This window comes from Giesbergeria anulus (assembly GCF_900111115.1).
GTDB classification, from domain to species: Bacteria; Pseudomonadota; Gammaproteobacteria; order Burkholderiales; family Burkholderiaceae_C; genus Simplicispira; species Simplicispira anulus.
Window position 1 is genome coordinate 688,936 of sequence record NZ_FOGD01000001.1, and the last position, 23,852, is coordinate 712,787.

General features: G+C 57.6%; 12 protein-coding genes and 2 tRNA genes. 11 read left to right on the forward strand and 3 right to left on the reverse strand.

Annotation, left to right across the window (positions count from 1 at the left end; genetic code table 11):
- Window positions 1-20: 20 nt before the first annotated feature.
- Entirely contained in the window at window positions 21-9,110 is a 9,090-nt protein-coding gene (locus BMX55_RS03185) for a DUF4347 domain-containing protein (protein WP_091452585.1), read from the reverse strand.
- Between the two features lie 453 nt (window positions 9,111-9,563).
- On the opposite strand from BMX55_RS03185, the gene BMX55_RS03190 reads away from it, so the two are divergent.
- Together BMX55_RS03190 and BMX55_RS03195 are read left to right on the forward strand one after the other, a co-directional pair.
- Complete coding sequence (locus tag BMX55_RS03190) at window positions 9,564-10,316, forward strand: response regulator transcription factor (RefSeq protein ID WP_177172810.1); 753 nt, start codon at window positions 9,564-9,566, stop codon at window positions 10,314-10,316.
- 42 nt (window positions 10,317-10,358) lie between these two features.
- Entirely contained in the window at window positions 10,359-11,996 is a 1,638-nt protein-coding gene (locus tag BMX55_RS03195) for an ATP-binding protein (RefSeq protein ID WP_091452591.1), read from the forward strand.
- Here the strand turns inward: BMX55_RS03195 and ygfZ are convergent.
- Window positions 11,953-12,870 carry a CAF17-like 4Fe-4S cluster assembly/insertion protein YgfZ gene (ygfZ, locus tag BMX55_RS03200; protein ID WP_091452594.1) on the reverse strand — a complete coding sequence of 306 codons (918 nt, stop codon included), beginning with the start codon at window positions 12,868-12,870 and terminating at the stop codon, window positions 11,953-11,955. The genes BMX55_RS03195 and ygfZ overlap by 44 nt on opposite strands.
- 48 nt (window positions 12,871-12,918) lie before the next feature.
- On the opposite strand from ygfZ, the gene mltG reads away from it, so the two are divergent.
- The 7 genes from mltG to BMX55_RS03235 all read left to right on the forward strand — a co-directional run bounded on the left by mltG (window position 12,919) and on the right by BMX55_RS03235 (window position 21,217).
- Window positions 12,919-13,902: an endolytic transglycosylase MltG gene (gene mltG / locus BMX55_RS03205; RefSeq protein ID WP_091452597.1), complete on the forward strand. Its 984-nt coding sequence runs from the start codon at window positions 12,919-12,921 to the stop codon at window positions 13,900-13,902.
- A 41-nt stretch (window positions 13,903-13,943) separates the two neighbouring features.
- The gene (gene tmk, locus BMX55_RS03210) at window positions 13,944-14,600 is read left to right on the forward strand and encodes a dTMP kinase (protein ID WP_091452600.1); all 657 of its coding nucleotides are present in this window, start codon (window positions 13,944-13,946) and stop codon (window positions 14,598-14,600) included.
- Complete coding sequence (locus tag BMX55_RS03215) at window positions 14,597-15,628, forward strand: DNA polymerase III subunit delta' (protein ID WP_091452602.1); 1,032 nt, start codon at window positions 14,597-14,599, stop codon at window positions 15,626-15,628. The genes tmk and BMX55_RS03215 overlap by 4 nt, the downstream gene beginning before the upstream one ends.
- 19 nt (window positions 15,629-15,647) lie before the next feature.
- Complete coding sequence (locus BMX55_RS03220) at window positions 15,648-16,010, forward strand: PilZ domain-containing protein (protein WP_091452604.1); 363 nt, start codon at window positions 15,648-15,650, stop codon at window positions 16,008-16,010.
- Window positions 16,011-16,014: 4 nt separating this feature from the next.
- Entirely contained in the window at window positions 16,015-16,836 is an 822-nt protein-coding gene (locus tag BMX55_RS03225; RefSeq protein WP_091452607.1) for a TatD family hydrolase, read from the forward strand.
- Window positions 16,837-16,997: 161 nt separating this feature from the next.
- The gene (locus BMX55_RS03230) at window positions 16,998-19,688 is read left to right on the forward strand and encodes a bifunctional acetate--CoA ligase family protein/GNAT family N-acetyltransferase (protein WP_091452609.1); all 2,691 of its coding nucleotides are present in this window, start codon (window positions 16,998-17,000) and stop codon (window positions 19,686-19,688) included.
- A gap of 11 nt (window positions 19,689-19,699) precedes the next feature.
- Window positions 19,700-21,217, forward strand: coding sequence for an NAD(P)H-hydrate dehydratase (locus tag BMX55_RS03235; protein ID WP_091452612.1), 1,518 nt, complete (start codon window positions 19,700-19,702; stop codon window positions 21,215-21,217).
- Window positions 21,218-21,220: 3 nt separating this feature from the next.
- On the opposite strand, the gene rnr is transcribed toward BMX55_RS03235, so the two are convergent.
- The gene (gene rnr, locus BMX55_RS03240) at window positions 21,221-23,476 is read right to left on the reverse strand and encodes a ribonuclease R (protein WP_091452614.1); all 2,256 of its coding nucleotides are present in this window, start codon (window positions 23,474-23,476) and stop codon (window positions 21,221-21,223) included.
- A 34-nt stretch (window positions 23,477-23,510) separates the two neighbouring features.
- On the opposite strand from rnr, the gene BMX55_RS03245 reads away from it, so the two are divergent.
- Both BMX55_RS03245 and BMX55_RS03250 read left to right on the forward strand, forming a co-directional pair.
- Window positions 23,511-23,595: transfer RNA gene (locus BMX55_RS03245), tRNA-Leu, on the forward strand.
- 103 nt (window positions 23,596-23,698) lie between these two features.
- Window positions 23,699-23,783: transfer RNA gene (locus BMX55_RS03250), tRNA-Leu, on the forward strand.
- Window positions 23,784-23,852 lie beyond the last annotated feature (69 nt).

The following is a 23,852-nucleotide window of genomic DNA, read 5'->3' on the forward strand; positions in this document are numbered from 1 at the left end:
TGGGGCATAGTGCGGTACTTTTAGAGCCAGTCTGGGTTTAAGCCCAGTCCACTCAAAGAAGCCTGCCCCACTGCAAGCACATAGTCCTTCAACTCGACATAAACATTGTCTGCGGGCTGGGGCTGCCCCACCGGAACTTGGTACCATACTCCACCGATCTGCAACAACTCCATATGGCGTAGCACATCTACTGCGCCACTGGTTTTGTGCCGAATGAGCACATCCTGTGCCCCAGTGGTCGTATTGGGGGTGAGGGCGGCCTCGTAGTCCGAGGGCCTGCCCAAGTACACCGCCACATCGGTGCCTTCGCCCCCATCGAGCACATCGCTGCCACTGCCGCCCACCAAAATATCATTGCCTGCACCGCCCAACAAGGTGTTGCTGCCCGCATCCATTGACCAACCCGTCTCACTGAGCTGTTGATTGATGAGCTGTAGGTTACCTTGGGCATCAGTGAGTTGACTGGTATGGTTACTGTGGCGGGCCAAAGCTAACCAAATCGCTGACCAGCTTCCACCGGCATTCAGGTGGTTCACGCCCAAGGTCGTTAACGCTGTGGTCGCACTGCCTACACCCCAAACCCGATTGATAATTCCCGTCAGTTGGATTTCTAAGGGTTGATTGGTCAAAATGGTGTGTCCCTGCCAATAGGCATGGGCCATCTCGCCCAGTTGTTGGCTGCTGTAATTGCCACCAGCAAAAGTGCCCATTTCTGCCAAAGTGGGTAAACGCGCGCCCAGCGCATGTACCAACAAGGCCGTGTCTTGGGCCAGTTGGTAGTTGTCATAGACCCACGCCAAGCGCTCATCCGTCATCAGACCACTGCCGTGGTTGTTGCTCCAAGTATCGTTGAGATGCAGGCCAGTGCTGTCGGCCAACTCGGTGCTGTTGGGGGCAAAGTCCACTTGCAAGCGCCCCTCAGGCGTGAGGCCAAAACGCCAGCGCCCGGCGTCGCTGGGGCCGCCTTGCAGCAAATCGTTGCCATCGCCACCTTGCAGGGTATCGTTGCCAATGCCGCCCACTACCCAGTCGTTACCACCATCGCCAAACAGTTGGTCATCGCCGCCTTTGGAGCCAATGGTGTCATTGCCATCACCACCGCGCAGTACGTCGTCGTCAGCACCGAGCACTAAAAATTGCGCACTGCCATCGCCAATGACAAAGTTGCGCCCGCTGCCGCCTATGGCGGTGCTGGGGCCAATGACGATGGCAAACTCAACCAAACTCAAGTCGAGCACGGTGCCGGGCGGGAGCTGACGGGCATCAATCACCAGAGCCTCGGCGCGCTGGGGATTAGTGCTGTCATCCTCGCCGGTGCCGGTGGTGCCTCGAATCACGATGGGCTGTGTGGGGGCCACACTGCCTGAAGCCATCGTCATGGTAACGGTGCGCACGGTGACTTGGTCTTGATTGATGACGCCGGGCACATATTGGTCAATTCCTTGACCCAGCACTTCGACAAAGTCGGCGGGCATCTCAATGCGCGGCTCACTGGCTTGGATGAGTTTCTCGCGCAGGGTTAGGCGGCTGCCCTCGATGCTCTCAGAGGTCAAGCCCACCCCCACCGGCAAGCTGACTTCCAAGAGTGCTTCCCCAGCGCTATTTTTGACCAATGGAATATCCGCCAGAGCGCCATTGGGGGTGTTGGGGTCTTCGGGGCGGGTGTCGCTGACCGGAGCAATGGTCTGGGTGGTGGTCGTCGTCGTTTGACCATCGTTGCCCGTTTGGGTGCTGGTCTGTGTTTGTACCGTCGTGCCATCTACAGTTTCGGTGCTGGGAGCTGGGGCCGGGGCCGGAGCTGGAGCTGGAGCTGGAGCTGGAGCTGGAGCTGGAGCCGGAGCCGGAGCCGGAGCCGGAGCCGGAGCCGGAGCTGGAGCTGGAGCTGGAGCTGGAGCTGGAGCTGGAGCCGGAGCTGGAGCCGGAGCCGGAGCCGGAGCCGGAGCCGGAGATGGAGCCGGATCACCCCCACCACCCGCACTGACACCTGACACGGTGATGCCATTGCCGGTGAGATCGGCCACGGTCACACTGGCATCGGCCCCGGCAGCCCAGTCTTCAGCACCCGCAAGGTTGTAGGTGACACTGCCGGTGCTGCTGCTGCCATTCTTGTTGAGGCGGCTGGCCAGTTCTGTCTTATCAGTGGCATTGAGGGTGATGCTAAAACTGGTGCCATCAGTGATCTCAATGCTGCTCGAAGTCAGGGTGTAGGCGGTGCTGTCGCCAGAGAGTGAGAGCTTGCTGACATCAATGTCGTTGGTGGCTCCACTGCGCTTGAGCAGGCCAGTGCCAGTGACGGCCAGCACACCAGTGCTGGCGTTGTAAGTGGCACTGGTGAGGGTGGGGACAGCCACATTGCTGACCGTTACTCCATTGCCGGTAGCGTCGGCAATATCCACTGCGGTGGGAGCACCCGTGGCCCAGTTGTCGGCTGCGGCTAGATTGAATGTTGTCCCTCCTGTGGAGGTCGTACCATTCTTATTCAAGGTCTGGTTAAGTGCTGCCTTGTCGGTGCTAGACAGGGTCAAGGTAAAGCTGGTGGCCGAGGTTCGTTCGACATCGGCAGTATCGGTCAGGGTATAGGTTGCGTCTCCTTCACCCTTAAGCGTCAATAGCGAAGCATCTATGTCCATGCCGCTGGCGTTTGCTGGGATATCTTGGCCAGTGACGACCAAGGTTCCGGTGCCCGCATGGTAAGTAACCGAGGTAATGACTGGTTGGATGGCCTTCATGGTGAAGCTGGCGGCTGCCGAGGTGCCACCGTCGCCATCACTGATGGTCACGGCATAAGTCCACTCATCGGCTTGGCTGGCTGTGAATTTCAAGGATTTGATGGTGTTTTCAACCTCCAGTGCTGTGGCACTGCTGTTGAAGGTGACCGACAAATCAGCGCCGCTTTGGCCGGTCTTGCTTGCATCCACCGTACCAACAGCCAACCAGCTGTTGCCATTGGTGTCGCTATAGAAAACCGTTTCCCCTCCGTCAATCGTTCCATCCGCGAGGGTATGGTCTGCGGCATTGGCACCAAATTTGAGTGTGAGGTCTGCCGGATCGCTGGAGAAACTGCCGCTGTTTGAACCCGATGTTTTGCTGATGAGCAAGATACCGCCATCAAAATCGGCTGAATCTGTATCAGTGACCCCCACTGGACTGGGGATCTCATTATCAATGTAGGCGGGGTCTTGCGTGGAATCTCCCCATGTAAAGGTGGTGGAGTCTTGATCCAGATCGGAAATTACGGGTACAGCATTAGAGCCGATACCACTCACGGTGATACCGTTGCCGGTCGCATCGGCAATATCGCCACCCGTGATGGGGCCGTTCCAGTTATCGGCGGCTGCTAGGTTGTAGTTGGTTCCACCCACCGAGCTGGTGCCGTTCTTGTTGAGCAGCGCATCCACTGCCGTCTTTGTTGCACCTGACAGGGTGACGGTAAAGCTTGTGGCATCGGTGATTTCCACCACGCCGCTCAAGGCTTGCGTTCCATCTGCTTGCCCTTTAAGGGTCAATTTGCTCAGGTCGATATCGTTGGTGGCACCGCTTTGGTGTACCAGATTCGTTCCGGTTACGGCCAATACACCAGTGCTGGCGTTGTAGGTGGCGCTGATAACGGTGGGCGTCTGGGTACTGGAAACCGTCACCGCATTGCCCGTCAGGTCGGCATTACCAGTATTGGCAGGATTCCAATTGGCAGCCGCCGCGAGGTTATAGGCCGTGGTGCCATCGGCGGCTTGAATTCCGTCTTTGTTCAGCAAACCTTCGATATGGCGCTGATCGACGGCATTCAAAATCACGGTAAATTGGGTTGCCGAGTCGATTTCGACATTCGACGAAGTCAAGGTATATTCTGCGCTGCCCTCGCCTTTGAGTTTGAGTTTGGAGACGTCAATATCATTGGTAGCGCCGATGGTGGCCGTCAAGCCGGTGCCGGTAACCACCAGTGTATTGGTGCTGGCGTTGTAGGTGGCGCTGGTGATGGTGGGGCCAGCAGGAGCAGCTGTGCTGAAGTCATAGCTGGTATCGTCGGTGATCTCCGCCAACTGGTTGGGCGTGGTGGCGGTGTCCACCACAGATCCAGCAGAAAACTGTACTGCGTAAGTTTTGCCTGCCACCAAGTCGCTGGTGGGGTTGATGGTCAGTTTGTCGCTGCTGATGGTGGCCGTGCCAAAGGCCCCGGAGGCCATGTCTGTAGTCACCGTGAATGTGCCTGCCGTGCTGTTGTCCGTGACGTTGCGCACCGTGATGGTGCCGGAGCTGCCAAATGCAATGTTCTCGGAAAAGTCAATGACGATGTCGCTGCCTACCGCAATGCTGGTGGCGTCATCGGCAGGGGTGGAATGGGCTCCGTCCAGGGTGGGGGCAGTGTTGTCTGCCGGTGCGTCATGAATGTTGGTCAACGCAATATTGTCGAAACCAATCCCGAAGTATTCTGGATGACCTACTGCAAAGGGTGCTGATGAATAGGATGTTAATGTGAAGGAGGTAATATCCTGCATATTTACAGCATCGCCACCAGTGGGAGTAAAAATCGCAGAGCCACCAACGCTTAGGCTATAATTTGCAGATCCCTTGCTGGATGTTAATGTAATTGCATTAGGCTGACCCAATGTATCTCTAAATGCAATTGAATTTAAATTAAAAAGCTTTCCACTTGCAAGGGAGAAGGTGACAGAAGTTTCATACTGATAGCCGCCGTTAGAAAATATTGTTTCACTGCCATCAATTAAGGTGCTACCAGTATTTGCCGCATTATCTAAATTGTCGTGAGTAGATGCTAATTTTAGAGTTTCACCTGAGACAGTTTGTTGCACATTTTTCGTGCCTATTCCTGTAACATTGTTCTCAAAATCAAATGTGGCACTGCTTCCCGTTGTTACATCCACCGTCGCAGCTATCCCCGTCAAAGTAGCGGTGGCATTACTGCTGCCGCTGTCGGTCACTTCAGTCAAAGTAATGACACGGTTACCAGCGGTAGCGGTGCTGTCGCTGTTTTTGTATGTGATGCCGTCGATGAGCGTGCCCATGTTGGCATTGCTTTGGGTCATGCCACTGAGGGTGATGGTGGCAGTACTACCAGACACGGCCACGCTGTAACTGCCCACGCTGGCGATAGTGCCGCTGGCAGCATTGGTCAATGCCACATTGGTGCCGCCAATGGTCAGGTACTCGGTGGTGTCGGCCACATTGGTGACCGTGATTTTTGCCCCGCTAAAGGTCTGGCCGCTGTCGTTGGTATCTGCTGCAACGGTGCTAAACAGATCCACGCCGGTGGCACTGCCTTGGGTGAAGGTTGGGGTGGCTCCGGTGGCGGTGAGGGTGGGGGTGGTGCCGGCAGGAAGGGGAGTAATGTCATACAAAATAAGCTGCGGAACCGTCCATGCTCCAGCCATTGTGCTCGATCCAATGGTGAATGAAAGGGTCGATAAATTGCTTGTTGTTCCAGAAAAATTATTCAGAACGTGGGTTGTAAACTCACCGGTAAGGTCACCATTCCAATTTCCGCTGGCAAGAGCACCCGCACTACCTGTTATGCTGTATTGCAAATTGTTACCGGCTGTTCCATCCAAGTCTTGAAAAGAAATAGATGACACCCCGAAGGTATAGCCGGATATGGAAATACTGACTGTAATCTGATCGTTTTGTGCGTAATCTTGCTGGATGGCATCCGACGTATCCCAATATGGATCCACGCTGTAGCCGGAAAATGACATGGAAAGCGTGTAGGGCGTTCCATTGACTGTTTCCGTCCAAGTGATATTGCCACCCGAGCCACCCGCAGTGCCTGTGGCGAATTCAAAACCAGCCAAAACAGGTGCATTAGATACGGTGACCGCATTGTCGGTGACGTCCGCATTACCGGTGCCATGCCAGTTTGCTGCTGCCGCTAGGTTGTAGGCCGTACCACTGTAGGCCGATGTGCCATTTTTGTTAAGCAGCGCTTCCACGCCTGCTTGGTCGGTGGCATTGAGCGTGACGCTGAACGACGTGGTGCTGGCCGCCGTGATGGCCCCAGTTTCCGTCAGGGTGTAGGTGGCACCACCTTGGCCGGTCAGTGTCAGTTTGGTTTCGTCAATGGCTCCGCCCGATGTCAGGTCGGTGCCGGTGACGGTCAGGACATTGGTACTGGCATTGTAGGTGGCGCTGGTGATGGCGGGGCCAGTCGAAGCTTCAATAATAAAATTCGAATTGCTCAGCGCTGTTGATGTAATGCCACGCAGGAAAACAGTCGTTATATCATTGGAGCCATCACACAACATAACAAATGTGCCACTAATGTCGCCGCTGATATTGCTTGTGCCGGTGACCGCCGCTCCTGCGGTAATTGCTGCCGATCCTGGTCCCGTGAACCCTGCTGCGGTGATGTAGCCGGGTGAGGTAAATATTCTATATTCCCCCTGATTTGCCCAAGCATCGAAAACGTCACTCCATGCAGAAGAGTTGGCATCAATGGTGATGGTTACTTCAGAATTGGTTTTGCCCCAGAACAGCAAAGAAATTTTGTCTGCGGCAGGATCAAAATTTGTAATGTCGTAAAAGTACCCAGCGTCGGCCCCCATGAAGTCGTCTGGTAGGGCGTTGTAGGAATGGGAGCCCACAGATATTGAGCTTCCATTAAGTACCGAAACATCTGCCGAGCCTGTTCCTTGCAAAGATGTTGTGGTTGCCAGTGTCACGTTGGATGAGTCAAGCGTCACCGCCACGGTCGCAGCCACTCCGCTCAAGCTGGCAGTGGCATTGCTGCTGCCGCTGTCGGTTACCTCGGTCAGTGTGACTACGCGGTTACCAGCGGTAGCGGTGCTGTCGCTGTTTTTGTATGTGATGCCGTCGATGAGCGTGCCCATGTTGGCATTGCTTTGGGTCATGCCACTGAGGGTGATGGTGGCAGTACTACCAGACACGGCCACGCTGTAACTGCCCACGCTGGCGATAGTGCCACTGGCAGCGTTGGTCAATGCCACATTGGTGCCGCCAATGGTCAGGTACTCGGTGGTGTCGGCCACATTGGTGACCGTGATTTTTGCCCCGCTAAAGGTCTGGCCGCTGTCGTTGGTATCTGCTGCAACGGTGCTAAACAGATCCACGCCGGTGGCACTGCCTTGGGTGAAGGTGGGGGTGGCTCCGGTGGCGGTCAGGGTGGGGGTGGTGCTGGCTGACAACGGCGTGAAATCACTCATGTCGAAGTGGTTGTACCCGTTGTATGGGGACGCGGCGGTCCCATCAGACGCTTCGATAATCACTCGAGTAACTTGCTTGCCATTTCCCGTAAATTTTGATCCGATGGATGACGCTGCAGTTCCCAATCCATCCGTGGCATTGATAACGACCGTATCAATCAGAGTGCTGTTGTAATAACCTTTGATCGTATAAGTGCCATTATTTCCAGCCGATTCAAAATTTGCGTAGTAAGTGAAATCCTTGAAATCAAATGAATGTGTCAGCGATTCGATGATTAGGCTGGACTCATCGTTATAAGAATTATTTTGATCACGCAAAGTGGGGACAAATACCAAATCACCGACTGTTGCATCACCATACAAATTTGACATTGCTGAATCAAATGCAGCAGTTGTCGTCCCCAACGGAACCGAGCCAAATGTCACCGTAACGGGGCTGCCGGTGCCAACCTCGGTGGCATCGGTACTCATCTGAGTAGATCCATCGGTAACTGTCTGGAACTCATCGTATCCTTGTCCAGAGAGGGTGAACAAATTACGTGCTGTGCCAAAGTTATATGTGGTGTCGTCGCTGATCGCTGCCAGCGTATTGGGCGTAGAAGCAGTGTCCACCACAGATCCGGCAGAAAACTGCACTGCGTAAGTTTTGCCTGCCACCAAGTCGCTGGTGGGGTTGATGGTCAGTTTGTCGCTGCTGATGGTGGCCGTGCCAAAGGCCCCGGAGGCCGTGCCCGTAGTCACCGTGAATGTGCCTGCCGTGCTGTTGTCTGTGACGTTGCGCACCGTGATAGTGCCAGAGCTGCCAAACGCAATGTTCTCGGAAAAGTCAATGACGATGTCGCTACCTACCGCAATGCTGGTGGCGTCATCGGCAGGGGTGGAATGGGCTCCGTCCAGGGTGGGGGCGGTTAAATCACTGCTAACGGCTTCGGATGTAACATTTAAGACGATTACATCATTTGGATTCCATCGAATTTTCCCTTCTTGACCTGCTTGACCACCTGTTTGAACTGCATTGGCTGTTGTGTAGGTAAAATCTAGGACTTTAGGGTCGGATGAATTTACTTGAATTGAGAGTGCTGTTATGTTTGGTGAGGTGGTATTGGCTGAATCAATACTGACAGATGTAAGTCGGTCTAGCACTCCCCCTGTAAATCGCATATAACTTGTGACGTCGCTGTCGGTCCAAGTTGTTCCAACAATGAGCATCGTGATTTTTGAATGCGTTGCATCAATTGTCTCGATGTTTGCACTAAATGGGCCAAATGGCTCAAGTTCATACGCAGTGGGGTCATTTTGAATAGTTGCAGCATCTTGTTCTGTTGCGTTCAGAAATGACTCTTCAGACCAGACCTTGGCTCCAACCAACGAAAGAACATTGGAGTAGTTCTGGAAGAGGGTGAGTGCAGGCGAAAGAGCGCCTGTTTTTTCTTCCAGCACCCCATCTCCACCCAACCCGCTCGCTCCAGTCAAGTCATCGGATGCCCCCACATCCGCCCCAGTGGCCTGTGCCAGTTTCCCCACAAACTCTACCCCTGTCCGCCCTTCGGCCACGCTGCAGCCGTACACCAAAAAATCGCCGTCCGCAGTCAGTACATTGCCAATTTGGGTCAGTGTGTCGTTGTGCTGTTGGAGGTTTTCGCTGTTCAGCGTCAATGCCCCTAGGTTGATGGCCCCACTGCTACCGTGGCTTAATAGGTGAATGGCGTCTACGCTGCCGGGTTGTTTTTGCGCCAACCAATCGGCCATCTGGGCTAGGCCATCCCCCCGGCTGTCCAGTAGCACCACCTCCACACCGGCGCGCACACCCTCAGCCAAGGTTTGCCAGTCAGCCACGTTATCCAACACAAAGGCAATTTCGGTGCGCCCCTGATTGTCTGTAGGCTGACCAGTGGTATGCAGCGTGGCGGTATGTGTTGATGTGCTGAGGTGTGTCATGGGGTTTATTGCAAGTGAATGTGTTGGGAGAAGGGTAATAAAGGAGTGTCTAGCACATCAGGGCTAATGGAGGGAATGGTGTTATTGCGACTTGCTAGACACATTCTGCCAACACCTCACGGGCACAGAAGTACGCTAGCAACAGAATGAAGTGGGTAACACTTTGACTTTGGCTGTGGCCCGCTTATTGCACCAGTGCGTAATCTATCGGCTATATATGCAATAGTTCTTGGCGTCCCATGCCATCTAGATCAGTCAACGCCAATCCAATCGTTGGATGGGGTTCAGATCTCCCTCAACACCAAGGCAGTAAGCTGGTGGGTACAAGTTTGTGCGGACATGAAAGTTTTCTCCATCAACAGGGGGGATTGATAGACACTTTGTCGCTAAAAAGCCTCCGAAAGCTCTCAAAAACTCTCAATTTAGAGAGCAATGCCCTGCTACGCTCAGGGCATGTCAACCCTGCATGCCCACTCCGCTTTAAAGACAAAGGCCAGTATTGGCTTGGTAGAAGATGAACCCGTACTGCGCGAAGAACTATCGTTTCAATTGCAGCACAAGGGGTTCAAGGTAGTGGCTTTTGCCGATGCCGCCGGCCTGTACCGCCACTTGGCCACACAGCCATTGGCGGTGGTGGTGCTAGACATTGGCCTGCCGGGAGAAGATGGCATCAGCATTGCCAAGCTGCTGCGCAGCCACAACCCACTCATGGGCTTGGTGTTTTTAACTGCACGCAGCCTGCGTGATGACAGACTAGAGGGCTTGGCCGCCGGTGCAGATGCCTATTTGGTCAAACCTGTAGACATTGAGGAGTTAGCGCTACTGCTGCAACGCTTACTAGAGCGGCACCGCCACAGCACCACAGCACTGGTGGCACAGCAACTTCCAGCCACAGCCGCCAAAACAGATGAGCAAGCATGGCAACTACAGCCCCACCGCGCCGTGCTGATTGCACCCAATGGAACGAAAGTGCGGCTAACCTTGACCGAATTGCAGTGCCTGACTGAGTTGATCTCAAAGAAAGGCAAGCCGTGCAACCATACAGAACTGGCACGCGCGATGGGCCTCATGCCTGACGAGTGGGATCGCCACCGGCTGGAAGTGATTGTGAGCCGCCTACGGGCCAAGGTGGAGCGAGGCACGGGCTTGACAGCGCCGATAGGCACCATGCGCGGCGTCGGTTATGTCTGGGATGCCAGTTTGTAGGATAAGTGGGTGTTAAAACATCTCGGATGGACACTGCTTTGCATGTGGGCTGTCGTTTTTTCTGCCTATGCTGCTGAACCACTACAGCTAACGCCAGAAGAACAGGCCTATGTACAACAGCACCGTACAGTGCGTATGTGCGTAGACCCAGACTGGGCACCCTTTGAACGCCTAGACCCGCAAGGCAAGCATGTGGGTATTGCGGCAGATTTGATTGCACTGGTGGCACAACGCACGGGTCTAAACATTGAGCCTCTGGTACTGGGTACTTGGGATGAAAGCCTAGCGGCCTCCCAAGCGGGCCACTGCCAGCTCATGAGTTTTTTGAACCAAACACCAGAGCGAGAAAAATGGTTGCGTTTTACCGCGCCTATTTTTTCTGATCCTAATGTGCTGATTACCCGCGAGGAGCACCCCCACATTGCCGACCTCAAGCTCATGGAGGGCCAAACCATTGCCCTGCCCCATGGCACGATGGTAGAGGAGCGCATTCGCAAAGAATTTCCGATGCTCAAGGTGGTACTCACCACCAGTGAACCGGAAGCGGTAGAACTGGTTTCAGAGCGCAAGGTGAATATGACGATTCGCTCGCTGATTGTGGCAGCCTACACTATCAAGCAAGAGGGTTTATTTAACCTCAAAATTGCCGGACAGGTGCCCAATTACGCCAATGAATTGCGAATGGGGGTACTTAAAACCGAGCCTGTCTTGTGGGGCCTGCTCGACAAGGGGGTGAAATCGATTACGCCATTGGAGCGAGAAGCCATTGCTAACCGCCATGTGGCCGTACAGGTGCAACAGGGGGTAGATTACCGATTGGTATGGAAGGTGGTGGCTACCGCTTTAGCGGTGTTGCTGGCCGTGCTTATCTGGCACCACAAGCTGCGACAACTAGACCAAGAGCGTGCAGCCTTGGCAGAAGCGCGGGTAGAACAAGCCCTGCAAGCCCAACGAGACCAAAGCCATCTGGTAGCCATGCTGTCGCACGAGGTGCGCACGGCGCTGTCGATGATTGACGCGGCAGCAGGCTCTTTGCGCCTGCTGGTCAACCCAGAAGATGAGCCTAGCTTGCTGCGCGTCACACGCATTCGTGCCGGGGTGCAGCGGCTCACAGAATTGACCGCCCAATTTTTAACCAAAGACCGGCTAGAAAGCGGCGCACTGATGCCGCGACTGACGCTGGTGGACGCACTGGCGTTATGCACAGAAACTGTCCAGAGCCTAGACGAGCGCCACCGCGTGGCACTAGACCATCAAGGAGACACCTGGCTTGAAGCAGACCCAGACCTGCTACAGGTGGCCTTGCGCAATCTGCTAGTCAATGCCTTGCGCTATACGCCTCCAGATTCACCCGTCAAAGTGGAGATGATGGGTGAAAACGGTATGTTCTTGATCCGAGTGAGTGATGAAGGGCCGGGCGTGCCTGTAGCAGAGCAGGCTACCATTTTTTCCAGCTACGTCAGAGGATCTACGGGGCATGGAAAACCCGGTTCTGGTTTAGGTTTGCATCTGGTGAAACGTGTGGCGCAATTGCATGGGGGAACGGTGTCTTTAGTGTCCCAAACAGGCCGAGGTGCCGTCTTTACCATGGCTTTGCCACGCCACCAGACACCCACAATCAGCGCATCAGAAGCGCTTAAACCTCCTGCGCCAGCGCGTAGGGCAGGGCATCCAAAGTGAGCACAACGCCATCGATGGCACCCACTTGCAAAGCGCCTTGGGCCGCTGCCGCCACTTGCAATGACACCAGTGCAGCCCAGCCACCCGCTGGTGCCGGGGCTACCTGCACCACGGTGCCGCAAGGCTGCTCCAGATCATCTGGGGTAAACACTTCGGCTCCCACGGCAACTTCTGTCGCAGCATGGGCCAAATAAGTGCGGCGCTTGAGCGTACCGCGAAACTGGCTGCGTGCCACCACCTCTTGGCCGGGGTAGCAGCCTTTCTTAAAGTTGACGCCGCCCACCGATTCGTAATTGAGCATTTGCGGCACAAACTTGTCCACCAGCGGCGCGCTCAGGGTGGCAATGCCGCTGCGCACTTCGCCCCAAGCCCACAGGGCTGCATCCAATGCGGGGCCTGTGGGGGCCGGGGTGCTGGCTGGGGCCACGAGCAGCGCACGGGCTTGGCCGTCGGCGGGGTAGAGGTGAATCAGGCTGCTATCGCCTTGATCGGTTTTGCTCCAAGGGGTTTGCACGCTGCCCGCTAGAGCGGCCACGCTGTCACCAGCCACGCCGTACAGAGCAAACTCCTCTGAGGCATCGCTGAGTTTGGCTTTGGCGCGCAACACAAACATGCTCAGGCGCTTGAGGGTGGGGGCAAGCAGGTCACGGCTGCACACCAACAGCACCTCGGTGGCGCTGCGTTTGAAGCCGATAAAGCTGGCCTGCATCCGGCCTTGGGCCGACAAAAACGCCGCAAGGCGCGCCTGCTCCATGCCCAGCAGGGCAAAATCGTTGGTCAGTTGGCCGTGCAGAAACTTGACGGCATCATCACCTTGGGCGCGGATGACGCCCAGGTGGCTTAGAGGGGTAATTCCATGAAGATAAGGGGTCATGGCGCTGAATTATGATGGTGGGTTGTTTTTTCTACAGGGCAGGCACAGGTGGCTCGTTTGCTGAAATGGTTGTTGCTGCTCGCTCTGGCTTGGTGCGGGGCTGCTGCATGGTGGTTGTACCAGCCGCTAGAGTTACTCCACAGCCCGCTAGAACTTGAGATTGAACACGGCACCACGCCACGCGGAGTAGCGCAAGAAGTGGTAGCCGCTGGCGTGCGTACCGATGCCCGGCTGCTGTATTGGTGGTTTCGATTTTCTGGGCAAGACCGGCAAATCAAGGCAGGTAATTACGAGTTAGAGCGCGGCACCACGCCCTACAGCCTGCTGCAAAAGCTGGCCCGTGGCGAAGAATCGCTCCAAGCCCTGACGCTGGTAGAAGGCTGGAACTGGCGTCAAGTGCGCGCCGCACTGCTCAGAGAAGATGGCTTGCGCCACGACAGCGCCAGCTTGAGCGACACCGCCCTGATGGAGCGCTTGGGCCGCGCTGGTACGCCCCCAGAGGGGCGCTTTTTTCCAGACACCTACACCTACGCCAAGGGTAGTAGCGATATAGCTTTGCTGCGTCGGGCCTTGCATGCGATGGATAGACATCTGGAGGCCATTTGGGCGCAGCGCGCCAGCGACACACCACTGCAATCGCCGCAGCAGGCGTTGGTTTTAGCCAGCATCGTCGAAAAAGAAACAGGCCGCGCCAGCGACCGCGCCCTGATTGCGGGTGTCTTTGTCAACCGCCTGCGCATGGGTATGTTGCTACAAACAGACCCGACGGTGATTTACGGCTTGGGCGAAAAGTTTGACGGCAATCTGCGCAAAAAAGACCTACAAACCGACACCCCTTGGAACACCTATACCCGCGCTGGCCTGCCACCCACGCCCATTGCCATGCCCGGCAAAGCGGCCTTGATGGCCGCCGTACAACCCGAAGCCACCAACGCGCTGTATTTTGTGGCTAAGGGCGATGGCACCAGCCATTTCAGTGCCTCACTGGATGAGCACAACCGCGCCGTCAACCGCTACCAGCGGGGCCGGTGATCTCCTTGGGCGCACTCTCTTATTTTCAGGATTCTGCTGTGATGGCTTCCGGTTTTTTTATCTCTTTTGAAGGCATTGATGGCGCGGGCAAGTCCTCGCACATTGCCCCCTTGGCCGAGGCTTTGCGCGCCCAAGGCCATAGCGTCACCGTCACCCGCGAGCCGGGTGGCACGCCCTTAGCAGAAAAGCTGCGCGCCATGTTGCTACACGACGAGATGGACGCACTGACCGAGGCCCTGTTGGTGTTTGCGGCCCGCCGCGACCATCTGCGCTGCGTGATTGAGCCAGCGTTGGCACGCGGCGAGGTGGTGCTGTGTGACCGATTCACCGATGCCACCTTTGCCTACCAAGGCGCAGGGCGCGGGTTTAACCCAGAAATTTTGACGATGCTGGAACAATGGGTGCAGGCCCAGCCCACTCTGCCCGAAGGCCATATCCGCCAGCCCGACATCACGCTCTGGTTTGATCTGCCGCCACAAGTCGCAGCAGCCCGGCTGGCCGATGCCCGCCAGCCGGATCGCTTTGAGGCACTCAACCAAGATTTCTTTGTCCGCGTGGCCCAAGGCTATGCCAGCCGTGCCGCGCAAGCTCCCAACCGTTTTGTGCGCCTTGATGCCGCCCAAACGCCAGAAGCTGTCTGGCAGCAACTCACCACCGCTTTGGCTGGCCGGGGCTGGCTGGCTGGGGCGCAGCCATGAGCCTGCCGGAGGCGGGTAAGGCAGCAACACCCTTGGCACCGTGGCTGGCTGCCCAGCGCAACGCCTTATTGGCGCAGCGCGGCCACGCTTGGCTGTTGCAGGGGCCATCCGGGCTGGGGCAGTTTGCTTTGGCACTGGAGCTGGTGCGCGCTTGGCTGTGCGATGCCCCTAGCGCCCACGGGGCCTGCGGCCACTGCGGCAGTTGCCACGCCATTGACGTGCACACCCATGCCGATCTGTGCGTGCTGATGCCCGAAACCGAACTGCTGGCCCGTGGCTGGCCGCTGCCAGAAAAAGCCCAAACCGAGATCGACGAGAAAAAACGCAAGCCCAGCCGAGAAATCCGCGTCGAGGCCATGCGCAGCGCAGTAGAGTTTGCCCAGCGCACCAGCGCCCGCAACCGGGGCAAGGCCGTGCTGGTTTATCCGGCGGAGCAAATGAACACCATCACCGCCAATGCGCTGCTCAAAACGCTAGAAGAGCCGCCCGGCGATGTCCGCTTTGTGCTCGCCAGCGAGGCTGCCCACCAATTGCTGCCCACTATCCGCAGCCGCTGCCTAGGCCACACCATGACTTGGCCTGCCCGCCAGGAGATGTTGCAATGGCTGAGGCAGCAAGGCGTAGCCCCCGAAGCTGGGGCAGCCCTGTTGCGCATGGCTGGTGATCGCCCCGATGATGCACTGGCCTTAGCCCATGCCGAACACAGCCCCCAAGCCTGGGCACAACTGCCCCAAGCCCTGCTACGCGGCCAGAGCAATGCCCTCACCACCTACACACCAGCGCAAGCCATTGCCGCGCTGCAAAAACTCTGCCACGATCTGTTGGCGCTGCGCGTAGGAGCGTCCCCGCGCTACTTTACCGCCACCGATTTACCAGCGCCACCGCCATTGGCTGCACTCACGCAATGGGGTAAAACACTGATGCAGGCAGCGCGCACGGCAGAGCACCCGTTCAACACCGGCCTGATGCTCGAAGCCCTGGCCGCACAAGCACGAAACGTTCTAAACTCGCATCCATCCCCTGTTTAAAACCCTTTGTCCTACCACGATGACCAGTAGCCCCTCTACCGCTCCCCGCCCCAGCGTCATGCAATTGGCCATCAAGGAAAAAGCGGCTTTGCACGCGGCCTATATTCCGTTTTTTGCCGAGGGCGGTATTTTTGTCCCGACACCGCGTGAATACCGCTTGGGCGATGATGTCTATGTGTTGCTCACCCTGCCCGAAGACACCCAACGCTACCCAGTGGCTGGCCGGGTGGCTTGGGTCACGCCAGCCCGTGCTGGTAGCAATCGCATTCAGGGGGTAGGGGTGCAGTTTCCCAAAGACGAAAAGGCGCGTCAGCTTAAAGCCAAGATTGAATCCATCCTTGGCACGGCTTTAGGCTCCGACCGGCCCACGCAAACCATCTAACAACGTGTTTACAGATTCCCACTGCCATCTCAATTTTCCTGAACTCAGCAGCCAACTGCCTGCCATTCGTGCAGCAATGCAACAAGCGCAGGTTAGCCGCGCCCTGTGCATTTGCACCACGATGGAGGAGTTTCCCGCCGTTCATGCCCTCGCCACCGAGTACGATAACTTTTGGTGTACGGTGGGTGTCCACCCCGACAATGAAGGGGTGCAAGAGCCGTCCGAGCAAGAACTGCTCACCCATGCCGCCCTGCCCCGCGTGGTAGCCATTGGCGAGACTGGGCTAGATTACTACGGCATGGAAGACCGCAAGGGCGGACGCAGCATTGCCGATTTGGAGTGGCAGCGTGAGCGCTTTCGCCGCCATATCCGCGCTGCCCGTGCTTGTGGCAAGCCCCTCATCATCCACACCCGCAGCGCCGCTGACGATACCTTGGCTATTTTGCGTGAAGAGGGCGAAGATGGCAGCACCAACCGTGCTGGTGGCGTGTTCCACTGCTTTACCGAATCACTAGAAGTGGCACAGGCAGCCTTGGATTTGGGTTATTACTTGTCGTTTTCCGGCATCATCACCTTCAAGAGTGCGCAAGCCCTACGCGATGTGGTGGCGATGGTGCCGCTAGAGCGTATGCTGATCGAGACCGACAGCCCTTATCTGGCTCCAGTGCCCTATCGGGGCAAAGTCAACAGCCCCGCCTATGTGCCTTTCGTGGCACAGCAGATTGCCGCTACCAAGGGCTTGCCGCTAGAAGTAGTGGCCGAAGCCACCAACCGCAACTTTGATACCTTGTTTGCTGGCGTGCATACCCCCACTGGTTTGGCTTGACCCCGTATTTTTATCCACTGTTTTTGCACGAATGTAGCCAAAGACTGGCTACAGTGTCTGCCATGCAGCCTCAGAACGTGTTTGCGATCTAAGAAGCTGCGACTTCAGCGTCGCTGCCCCGGCAAGGGGTGGCGTTTCGATGGCCCTTCGAGTGAGAAAACATGGATAAACACTACCTTACCCCGCTCTTTTCCCCTCAGTCTATTGTGGTGTTTGCAGGTCAGCACGATGCCCCCGAAACCCAGACCCCGCAAGCACGGATGTTGTGCGAAGGACTTAAAGCGCAGCGCTACAGCGGCACCTTGCAGTTTTTAAGTACCGAATCGATTGGTACGCTGGCCGAGCTGGCACAAACCAAAGCCGATTTGGCCATTATTGCGCTGCCGCCTGAAGAAATCAGCACCGCCCTAGAGATGACCGGGCGTATGAAGTGCCGCTCAGCACTGGTGGTCTCTAGCAATACCACTGCCGATGAAGCCGCCAAACTCAAACAGGTGGCTGAACGTGAAGATATCTACCTGCTCGGCCCCAACTGCTTGGGCTTGCAACGCCCGGCCCTGCACCTCAATGCCAGTGCTGCAGGCGCACTGGCGCATACCGGCTCTTTGGCACTGGTGTGCCAGTCGGGGGCGCTCACATCGTCTATTCTCGATTGGGCGCGCAACAACGGCGTCGGCTTTTCCTCAGTAGTATCGCTGGGGCCTAACACCAGCATCGACATTGCCCACGTGCTCGATTTTCTGGCCCATGACCGTCTCACGCAAAGCATCGTCGTCTATATGGAGGGCATCGGCAATGCACGCGGCTTTATGAGTGCGCTGCGCTCGGCAGCCAGCGCCAAGCCGGTGGTAGTGCTCAAGGGCGGGCGCAAAGCGGCTGGCAACAAAGCGGCCCAAACCCACAGCGGCACCATTGTGGGCAGCGACGATGTGTTTGATGCCGCCCTGCGCCGCGCCGGTGCCGTGCGTGTGCGCTCGTTTGTCGAGTTGTTCTCCGCCACCAAATGCTTGGCCTCGCGCTACCGCCCCGTGGGCAAACGGCTAGCCATTGTGGCCAATGGCGGTGGCCCCGGCGTGCTAGCTGCTGACTGGATCAATGAGATTGGCCTCGAACTGGGCAAACTCTCGCCCGAATCCATCAGCGCCTTGCAAGGGCAATTGCCCAACCGCGCCTCCCTGACCGATCTGATTGACCTGTCCGAATGTGCAGGCCCTGAGCACTACCTCGCAGCCATTGAGGCAGCCAACAAAGAGCGCCAAATTGATGGTGTGCTGGCTATTTTCTCGCCCCGGCCCGGTGCCGATGCCGAGGCCATCGCTCAGGCATTGGCCAGCGCCAAGACGCACATGGCCAAGCCCTTGGTGGCCTGCTGGATGGGCGATGCCTCCGTCGGCCCCGGACGCGGCGTGCTCAAAGAGGCGGTGATTCCGAGCTTTCGCACCCCTGAGGCCGCCGTGGGCGCTTTTGGCAACATCGCCTCGTTCTACCAAAACCAGCAACTGCTGCAACAAACGCCCTCGCCGCTCTCTACCTTGGCAAAGCCCGACATCGAAGGAGCCCGGCTGGTGATTGAAAGCGCACTGGCCGAGCGGCGCAAGGTGCTGACCGAGATGGAGTCTAAAACGCTGCTGGCGGCGTTCCATATCCCGGTCACCAAAACCATTTTGGCGCGCAATGCCCACGAGGCCATGATGATCGCCACGCAACTGGGCTTTCCGGTGGCTCTCAAAATTGACTCGCCCGACATCACGCACAAATCTGACGTGGGCGGTGTTGCGCTCAACATCATGAGTGGCACCAGTGCCCGCGACACCTTTACCGACATGGTGCAACGCGTGAAACAAGCACAACCGCAAGCGCGCATCAGCGGTGTGACGGTACAAAAAATGGCCAAAGCCCAGCGGGGCCGTGAGATTTGTATCGGGCTGGTGTGCGACGATCCATTTGGCCCTGTGATCTCCTTTGGTGCCGGTGGCACCATGATCGAACTCATCAACGACAAGGCGATGGAGCTGCCGCCGCTCAACCAGTTCTTGTCGCACCGCCTGATTGAGCGCTCGCGCGTGGCCGAAACTTTGGGCGCTTGGCGCGGCAGCGCTCCGGCCAACCTGGAGGCACTAGAGCAAATCTTGCTGCGCGTGTCCGAAATGGCCTGCGAGCTGCCCCAACTGCGCGAGATGGACATCAACCCGATCATTGTCGATGAGTATGGTGCGGTAGCCGTAGATGCACGCATTGCGATTGACCATGCGTCGCAATCGAGCACCAGCGGCAATCTGCACTACAGCCATCTGGCTATCTTGCCCTACCCGGCGCGGCATGAGCAAGTATGGCCGCTGCCCGGCGGTGGTGAATACACCATCCGGCCTATCCATCCCGACGATGCCCACATGCTCCAAACGCTGGTGCAAAGCCTATCGCCGCAAAGCCGCTACTACCGCTTTGTTTCGTCGATGGCCGAGCTACCTGCCTCGATGCTGGCGCGCTTTACGTTGATCGATTACGACCGCGAAATGGCACTGGTTGCCATCCACAAAGAGCGCACCGCCACCGAAGATGGTGAAATCCAAGAAACCGAGCGCATGGTGGGTGTGTCGCGCTACGTCACCAACCCCGACCGCACCAGTTGCGAGTTTGCTTTGGTGGTGTCCGATAGCTTCAATGGCAAGGGGCTGGGTTCGCGCCTGATGCACAGCATCATGGATGTAGCCCGCGAAAAAGGACTCAGTGAGATTGAGGGCTTGGTGCTGGCCAACAATGCCCCGATGCTCAAACTGATGCGCAGCCTAGGCTATTCCATCAAGTCCTACGACGAAGACCCAGACTTCAAGCTCGTCACGCACAAGCTCTAAGGTCTGCTGCCATGTACCGCATCACCCCCGGCCCAGCCTATGCACTCCACGGCAGCGCCAGCACCCAGCGGCTAGAGGCTGCCGCAGCAGCACCACTACCGCTGCACACTTTGATGCGGCGTGCGGGGCTGGCGCTGGCAAAGCTGGCGCGGGCGCTGGCCCCCCATGCACGCACAGTCTGGATCGCTTGTGGCCCCGGCAACAACGGCGGCGATGGGCTAGAAGCGGCCATGCACTTGCACCAGCACGGCTTGGCGGTGGTGGTCACGTGGCTGGGGGAGCCGCTGCACTGCCCCAAAGACGCCCACCACTCTTGGATGCGCGCCCAAGCGGCGGGCGTCTGCTTTACCAGCCAGCCCCCAGCAGCGTTAGGGCCACAAGACCTGTGCATTGACGCCCTGTTGGGTGTGGGCCTGTCTGCCAACGCGCAGCGCCGCTGGCCCTCTAACCATCCGTTGCTGGCTACCTTGGCCCAAGTGCGCTCTTGCGCTGCGCCCGTGCTGGCGGTGGATGTGCCTAGCGGCTTGCTGGCCGACAGCGGCCAGTTTGCGCCGGGGCTGGCTCCAGCGCCCGGCACCGTGGGCACCAGCCCACGCCATACCCTGAGCCTGCTCACGCTCAAGCCAGGGCTGTTTACCGGAGCCGGGCGCGACGCGGCAGGCACGGTGTGGTTTGATGATTTGGACTGCTCAGCCCCAGAAACCCCAGACGCATGGCTCAACCCCCACCCAGTCACCTCTATACGGCCCCACGCCAGCCACAAGGGCAGCTATGGCGATGTAGCCGTCATTGGCGGCGAAGGCTTGGGCCAGCGCGGCATGGGCATGGGTGGTGCAGCCTTATTGGCCGCCCGCGCCGCCTTGCACAGTGGTGCCGGGCGTGTGCTCCTGTGCCTGTGCGACGAGACTGGCCCCGGTATCGACATAGTGCAGCCCGAACTGATGCTGCGCCATTTTGCAGCCCTGCACCTTGAACAACTGACGGTAGTTGCTGGCTGCGGTGGTGGCGAGGCCATCCGGGCCATGTTGCCCCAAGTGCTGGCTGATGCAGCACGTCTGGTGCTCGATGCCGATGCGCTCAATGCCATAGCCTGCGATGCACAACTACAACAAGCCTTGCAAGCGCGCCAACACCGCCCACACCAGCACACTGCACTGACCCCGCACCCGCTAGAAGCAGCGCGCCTGCTTGGTGCATCGGTGGAGCAGGTGCAAGCGCAGCGCTTAGAGGCAGCGCTGCAACTGGCGCAGCGCTTTGGCTGTGTGGTCGTGCTCAAAGGCTCTGGTAGCGTGATGGCTGCACCGGGGCAAATACCCCGTATCAATCCTACCGGCAATGCCCGCTTGGCCAGTGCGGGCACCGGCGATGTGCTGGCCGGAATGGTCGGCGCGGCACTCGCCAGCGGCATAGACACCTACACCGCCGCCTGCAATGCCGTTTTTACCCACGGCGAGGCCGCAGACCAGTGGCCGCACGACCTGCCCCTTACCGCCAACGCTCTGGCCTGCCGCTTGTTGCCGCTGGCTTAAGCCTCAGGAGCGCTTGCCGCCGTTTTTGCCACGCCGCGCCCTAGCTTGGCTCTTTTTCATTCCAGCCCCGCCTGCGGTATCGGCATCCGCACGTCCGGCGGGGCGCGCATTACTGCGTGCAGGGGGTGCCTCCTTGGGTCGGTCTTTGCCCCACTCTTTGCTTGGTCGTGGGGGCAAGCCCTCAGCTTCGTTGAGCAAACGGAAATCAATGCGCCGTGCGTCTAAATCTACCCGGCTCACCTGCACCTGCACCCGCGCACCAATGGCATAACGGATGCCGCTGCGCTCACCACGCAACTCTTGGCGCGCTTCATCAAACTTAAAGTATTCGCCACCCAGTTCGGTGATGTGGACTAGCCCCTCCACATACATGGCGTCTAGGGTGACAAAAATACCAAAGCTGGTAACGGCACTGACCAAGCCGCTGTATTCTTCGCCCAAATGCTCGCGCATGTACTTGCACTTGAGCCACGCTTGCACATCGCGGCTGGCCTCGTCAGCACGGCGCTCATTGGCGCTGCAATGCAGTCCAGCGGCTTCCCAAGATTGGGTCTCAGCCAAGGCCGCGCCGGTTTCTTTTTTGCGTGGCTTTTCTCCGGGGGCCAAGGGTGGAGCTACACGCTTGGCCAGCCGCTTGCTCAGTTTGGCATGGGCATCGCCGGGGGTGGGCAGGGCTGGCAACTTGTATTTGGTGTTGCTCAAAATGGCCTTGATGACGCGATGCACCAGCAAGTCGGGGTAACGCCGAATCGGGCTGGTGAAATGCGTGTAGGCCTCAAAAGCCAAACCAAAATGCCCGCTGTTGACGGGGGTGTAAATGGCCTGCTGCATTGAGCGCAGCAGCATAGTATGGATTTGCTGCGCGTCGGGGCGGTCTTTGGTGGCCTCGGCAATGGCTTGAAATTCAGCGGGCTGCGGGTTCTCGCTGATGGTCATGCCCACCGCCATCGCCTTGAGGTAGCTGCGCAAAATGTCTTGCTTTTCGGGCGTCGGGCCTTCGTGTACCCGGTACAGGCCGTGCTGCTTGCCTTGGGCAATAAAGTCGGCGCTACAGACGTTGGCCGCCAACATGGCTTCTTCAATCAGTTTATGGGCATCGTTGCGCGTGCGCGGCACAATCTTTTCAATGCGGCCATTGTCATCGCAGACGATTTGGGTTTCTACCGTTTCAAAATCTACCGCACCACGGGCCTGCCGCGACTGCAACAGCGCCCGGTAAACATCATGCAGATTGAGTAAATCGCGCACGCGCTCGGTGCGCTTGGAAGCCTCCGGGCCACGGGTATTGGCCAAAATCGCCGCCACCTCGGTATAGGTAAAGCGGGCATGGCTAAACATCACTGCCGGATAAAACTGGTAGGCATGGACTTCGCCCTTGGTCGTGACCAGCATGTCGCACACCATGCACAGCCGCTCCACATCGGGGTTGAGCGAGCACAGGCCGTTGGACAGCTTTTCCGGCAGCATCGGAATGACGCGGCGCGGAAAATAAACACTGGTGGCCCGGTCGTAGGCATCAATATCAATGGCGCTGCCGGTTTGCACATAGTGGCTCACATCGGCAATGGCTACCAGCAAGCGCCAACCTTTGCTGCGGCCCACCTTGGCCGGTTCGCAATACACGGCATCGTCAAAGTCGCGCGCATCCTCACCATCAATCGTGACCAGCGGAATATCGGTCAGATCAATGCGCTGGCGCTTGTCGGTGGCGCGTACTTTGTCAGGCAAAGTGGCGGCTTGGGCTAAACACGCATCTGAAAAGATATGCGGCACATCGTATTTGCGCACGGCAATCTCAATTTCCATGCCGGGGTCGTCCACCTCGCCCAGCACCTCGGTGATGCGCCCCACCGGCTGACCAAACAGCGCGGGCGGCTCGGTCAACTCCACCACCACCACTTGGCCGGGCTGTGCTTGCCCCAAGGCATTGGCCGGAATGAGCACATCTTGGCCGTAGCGCTTGTCTTCGGGGGCCACCAGCCAGACACCGCTTTCTTGCAACAGGCGGCCAATCAGGGGGCGTGCTGGCCGCTCAATGATTTCGACCACCCGGCCCTCCGGGCGGCCACGCCGGTCTTGGCGCACCACGCGCACACGCACCCGGTCTTGGTGCAATACGGCGCGCATCTCGTTGGGGGGCAGAAAAATATCGGGCTGCTGGCCATCATCGCGCAGCAAAAAACCATGTCCGTCGCGGTGGCCTTGCACGCTGCCTTCGATCTCATCATTAGAAGGGGCTGCTTGGGTATTGAATTTCATTTTTTTGGTATACAATCTGATTCTTTCCTGAAATGCCCAGGTGGCGGAATTGGTAGACGCACTAGTTTCAGGTACTAGCGGGTAACTCCGTGGAGGTTCGAGTCCTCTCCTGGGCACCAAGTTTAACGATAAGCAGCCCGCTGTTTAGCGTTTTTTACTTGGAAATTTCAGAAACCTTAAAAAGTTCTGAATTTTAATTTACAATTTAGTTCTTTCCTGAAAGCCCAGATGGCGGAATTGGTAGACGCACTAGTTTCAGGTACTAGCGGGTAACTCCGTGGAGGTTCGAGTCCTCTTCTGGGCACCAAATTTAAAAAGCCGTTGCATTGTATGCAGCGGCTTTTTTGTTTTTGCGTTTCGTTTTACCTGCACTTAT

Coding starts and splice junctions, on each gene's coding strand:
- BMX55_RS03190 (WP_177172810.1), top strand. CDS start 9,564: ATGTCAACCCTGCATGCCCACTCCGCTTTAAAGACAAAGGCCAGTATT.
- tmk (WP_091452600.1), top strand. CDS start 13,944: ATGGCTTCCGGTTTTTTTATCTCTTTTGAAGGCATTGATGGCGCGGGC.
- BMX55_RS03220 (WP_091452604.1), top strand. CDS start 15,648: ATGACCAGTAGCCCCTCTACCGCTCCCCGCCCCAGCGTCATGCAATTG.
- BMX55_RS03235 (WP_091452612.1), top strand. CDS start 19,700: ATGTACCGCATCACCCCCGGCCCAGCCTATGCACTCCACGGCAGCGCC.
- BMX55_RS03195 (WP_091452591.1), top strand. CDS start 10,359: ATGTGGGCTGTCGTTTTTTCTGCCTATGCTGCTGAACCACTACAGCTA.
- rnr (WP_091452614.1), bottom strand. CDS start 23,476: ATGAAATTCAATACCCAAGCAGCCCCTTCTAATGATGAGATCGAAGGC.
- BMX55_RS03185 (WP_091452585.1), bottom strand. CDS start 9,110: ATGACACACCTCAGCACATCAACACATACCGCCACGCTGCATACCACT.
- BMX55_RS03215 (WP_091452602.1), top strand. CDS start 14,597: ATGAGCCTGCCGGAGGCGGGTAAGGCAGCAACACCCTTGGCACCGTGG.
- ygfZ (WP_091452594.1), bottom strand. CDS start 12,870: ATGACCCCTTATCTTCATGGAATTACCCCTCTAAGCCACCTGGGCGTC.
- BMX55_RS03230 (WP_091452609.1), top strand. CDS start 16,998: ATGGATAAACACTACCTTACCCCGCTCTTTTCCCCTCAGTCTATTGTG.